General features: G+C 58.8%; 8 protein-coding genes. All 8 read left to right on the forward strand.

From position 1 onward, the window contains the following. The coding region (locus IVB47_RS03445) for a hypothetical protein (RefSeq protein ID WP_247459836.1) at nucleotides 1-294 on the forward strand (294 nt) is incomplete at its 5' end. Continuing rightward, the gene (locus IVB47_RS03450) at nucleotides 291-524 is read left to right on the forward strand and encodes a hypothetical protein (RefSeq protein WP_247459838.1); all 234 of its coding nucleotides are present in this window, start codon (nucleotides 291-293) and stop codon (nucleotides 522-524) included. The genes IVB47_RS03445 and IVB47_RS03450, both read left to right, overlap by 4 nt. Then, a complete protein-coding gene (locus tag IVB47_RS03455) occupies nucleotides 521-799 on the forward strand; it encodes a hypothetical protein (protein ID WP_247459840.1) in 279 nt (92 codons plus the stop codon). The genes IVB47_RS03450 and IVB47_RS03455 overlap by 4 nt, the downstream gene beginning before the upstream one ends. Nucleotides 800-821: 22 nt before the next feature. Next, entirely contained in the window at nucleotides 822-1265 is a 444-nt protein-coding gene (locus IVB47_RS03460) for a hypothetical protein (RefSeq protein ID WP_247459842.1), read from the forward strand. A 49-nt stretch (nucleotides 1266-1314) separates the two neighbouring features. Then, a complete protein-coding gene (locus IVB47_RS03465; protein WP_247459845.1) occupies nucleotides 1315-2163 on the forward strand; it encodes a DNA cytosine methyltransferase in 849 nt (282 codons plus the stop codon). An 18-nt stretch (nucleotides 2164-2181) separates the two neighbouring features. Then, a complete protein-coding gene (locus IVB47_RS03470; protein WP_247459847.1) occupies nucleotides 2182-2397 on the forward strand; it encodes a hypothetical protein in 216 nt (71 codons plus the stop codon). Beyond that, nucleotides 2394-2741, forward strand: coding sequence for a helix-turn-helix domain-containing protein (locus tag IVB47_RS03475; protein ID WP_247459849.1), 348 nt, complete (start codon nucleotides 2394-2396; stop codon nucleotides 2739-2741). Before IVB47_RS03470 ends, IVB47_RS03475 begins: the two co-directional genes overlap by 4 nt. A gap of 420 nt (nucleotides 2742-3161) precedes the next feature. Further along, nucleotides 3162-3566, forward strand: a complete 405-nt coding sequence (locus IVB47_RS03480) for a tyrosine-type recombinase/integrase (RefSeq protein WP_247459852.1) — start codon at nucleotides 3162-3164, stop codon at nucleotides 3564-3566. The last annotated feature ends 70 nt before the right edge of the window (nucleotides 3567-3636 follow it).

Genomic DNA, 3636 nt, shown 5'->3' on the forward strand with positions numbered 1-3636 from the left:
ATCGAGACGGCGCCGAAGGACGGCACCAGCATCCTAGTTTGCCACGACGATACGATCGTCTCAGAAGCGGAATTCGACATCCAGGATGATGGCTGGTGGCTCGCTCAAACCGGCCCGCATGACTTCGATCCGTCGAACGCAATCTATCCGACGCTATGGCAGCCCATGCCTACTCCGCCACTGTCGCGCCCACATGGCGAGATTGAAGACTGTGATTGCATCGGAGCCGTGATTGGCCAGCACGACCGCTCCTGCCCATTGGCTTCGCATCAACGATCAGGAGAAATTTCATGAGCGAGCTAAAGCGAAATGAGGTTCTTTGTTTTGATGACGGAATACTGACCATCAAAATAGCCGGCCATGGCGCGGCGAACGGATGGGCGACACTCGCATTCCAAGAAAAGCAATTTGAGCTTGATGCCGACGGCTATCAGGTCGTCGAGATCCCGCCGTCTGAATTGCGAGAGCTGCGCGACTTCCTGAATCGCGTCACCCCCGTTTCTGTGGGAGGATCTGGGACGTGAGCGAACAGATGGAATTCACCGTGAAGGATCTGGTCGAGTGGATCGGCAAGCAGCCGCCTGACAAGAGATACGACTGGACGACGGCAGGCAGTTGTCTCTTAGGGCAATGGTGCAAGTCAAAGGGCATGAAGGGACCGGCGCTCAGGAATAAGAGCATCGAACTCGGCCACGACGACGACTTTTACCGCATCGCCCTCGCCGGCTATCCATTCACTTTCGGCGCCGCCATGGATCGCGCGCGATCTCTTACTCTGCCTTCAGAACACCATTCATGACGAACATCACACAGGAGGAGAAATGAACGCAAATATGCCGACCATGGCGAGTGCAGCTCATACGCACTCGACCTATTCCGCCGATGCTCTGTTTGCCAATGCGCTTGCTCTTGGAGCGCCGGTCGGCGGCATAGCTGGCGCGGCCAAAGCCCTCGGAAATCCTATCGCTCAGTTTCAACAGGAGAAGAAGCCCATGACTACCCGCCGCGTCGTTCAGGTTTTCGTTGCTGATCCTAACGACAATATCCCGCTCGATGACTGCCTGCTTTTCAAGGGAGACGAGAAGCTGACCGACGCCACCGACCAAGAGCTGTTCTTCGAGTTGGATATCAAGGATCTACTCGAAAAGCACAACGAGAAGCGGATCAAGGTCATCGACAAGAAGGTGAAGGACCGCACCGAGTACCTGGAGCCGGCGAAGGTCCGCGACCTCAAGATGGTCGTCGTCACCGTGGCGAATCTGTGAGGGGTTTCCCCTCACTTTCGCAGACCTCAAACAAGTGAGCATGTGAATTTTGCCCGCTTACTATAACGAGATCGATCCCTATGCAGCGCAATGGCTCCGAAACCTCATCGACGCAGGACACATCGCCGCCGGCGAAGTCGATACCCGTTCAATTGTCGATGTTCGAGCCAGCGACCTCGCCGGATTCGGGCAGTGTCATTTTTTCGCGGGGCTTGGTGGGTGGTCTCTCGCCCTCCGTCTCGCCGGTTGGGAGGATGCTCGGTCAGCTTGGACAGGAAGTTGTCCCTGCCAGCCATTCAGCGCCGCTGGCGACCAGCGGGGATTCGAAGATCCCCGACACCTATGGCCCGATTGGTTTAGGCTCATCCAACAGCATCGCCCTGCAACAGTCTTTGGAGAGCAGGTTGCGAGCGCATCCCTTTGGATCGATCGAGTGTGCGCTGACATGGAAAGCGAAGGCTTTTCCATCGGGTCGGCAATCATCCCAGCTTGCGGCGTCAACGCGCCCCATAAACGTGACCGTCTCTGGTTTGTGGCCCACGCCGACGAGCTTGGCACCGGCGAAGGACGGCTACAACGGCGCGGGGAATTCGGCTGGCCTGGTAGCGATCAGGAAGCACGCTCTCTGGGCGACCCCGAGAGCCTCGGAGGCCGGGCCGGACTTCGCGAAGTTGACACGCTCGAACACTGGAATGGCGTTACCGGCACAAGCGGCGCTGTCGTCACCGGCCACGACGGGAAATCCAGGAGGATTAAACCCGGCGTTCATCTGCTGGCTAATGGGGTTTCCGCCCGAATGGGAAAACTGCGCGCCTACGGAAATGCCATCGTCCCGCAGGTCGCCGCGGCGTTCATCGGTGCAGCTATGACCACATCCTCAGTGTCGTCGAACAAGTGAAACTGAAAGGAGACCACCATGCCTAAGTGCCTGCTCTGTTTCTCTGAGAACGTCTACGAAATCACCGACGATCAGGATTCCGAATGGACCTGCTCCGACTGCGGCGCGTTCGGTGCTACCGAGGATGACATCTCAAGCCCAGCCATCGATCTCGATCAGGGCTACCGTAACGGTCAGGTTGAACGCGTCCTGACGGATGACCCGGAAGACGTCTACGTGCCGGGTTGGGCATGACGCAGGACGACGACACTATCACCCTAAAGGATGCAGCCGGCCACTTCGGTTTCTCGGTGTATACCCTGCGCACCGAGGCTGATCGCGGGCGCCTGACGATCTATAAGATCGGAAAGCGGTACTACACAACGCCCGCCGATGTGAAGGAAATGGTTCGTCAATGCCGCGTCGATCAAAAGGTGCCCGACTCTATCTCGATCAGAAGCGCGATCAATTCGTCATCCGAGACGGAACGCGTTTCGTCCGCACTGGCTGCGGCGAGGGAGAGCGCGCTAAGGCTGAAAAATTCCTCGCGCAATACCTTGGGCAAAAGCATCGACCTACCCCGTCGAGTTCGCCCATGATTGCCGAGGTGCTGGCCGCATATGGAAGCGAGGTCGCGCCGGATAAGCCGAGCGCCCGCAATATCGGCTATCACATCTCCAACGTCCTGAAGTGGTGGGGCGAGAAGCGCGTTTCCGACATCAGCGGCAAGAGCTGCAAGGAATACGTGAAGACCAAGACGGCTGCCGGCGCCTGGGGCGACCTGAAGGTTCTGAAGGCTGCCGTCAAATACTGGCACGGCGAATATGGCCCGCTCGACGCAATCCCGCTGTTCTGGAAGCCTGGGCTCAATCCGCCGAAGGAACGATGGCTGACGCGATCAGAGGCTGCTCGCCTGCTATGGGCTGCGCGGCGCTACCAGCATTTGCGCCGCATGATCCTGATCGGGGCTCTACACCGGGTCGCGGCCGGGCGTCATCCTGGCGCTGCGCTGGTCACAGATCGATTTCAATGCCGGCATGATGTCGAGGACGCCCGAGGGCAAGGCGCAGGACAAGAAGAAACGGGCGCCGAAGGTCAGGCTAGGCCGCCGCATCATGGCGCACCTGAAGCGCTGGAAGCGGCTTGATGGCGATGAAAAGCTGGTCTGCTACTTCACAGGGCCGAACCACCCCGGCGCTCGACAGGTTGAAGATCCGCACGGCGCTTGGCGCAAGGTCATCAAGGCGGCGAACCTGGCCGGCGTCACGAAGCACACGCTGCGGCACACCCGCGCGACATGGATGATGCAGGCTGGCGTCCCGATCTGGGAGGCTGCCGGGTTCTTGGGAATGACGGTCAAGACGCTTGAAAACGTGTACGGGCACCACTCGCCCGACCATCAGGAGAACGCGGCGAATATCTGATCCTGTGCCGTGGCACAGTTATTCAGGTATTTTTCGTAATGGAATCAAGTCCTGCTTGTTTCCATCCCAG

Origin of the sequence: Bradyrhizobium sp. 62 (assembly GCF_023073035.1) — a bacterium.
Lineage (GTDB): Bacteria > Pseudomonadota > Alphaproteobacteria > Rhizobiales > Xanthobacteraceae > Bradyrhizobium.

Coding starts and splice junctions, on each gene's coding strand:
- IVB47_RS03450 (WP_247459838.1), top strand. CDS start 291: ATGAGCGAGCTAAAGCGAAATGAGGTTCTTTGTTTTGATGACGGAATA.
- IVB47_RS03460 (WP_247459842.1), top strand. CDS start 822: ATGAACGCAAATATGCCGACCATGGCGAGTGCAGCTCATACGCACTCG.
- IVB47_RS03470 (WP_247459847.1), top strand. CDS start 2,182: ATGCCTAAGTGCCTGCTCTGTTTCTCTGAGAACGTCTACGAAATCACC.
- IVB47_RS03475 (WP_247459849.1), top strand. CDS start 2,394: ATGACGCAGGACGACGACACTATCACCCTAAAGGATGCAGCCGGCCAC.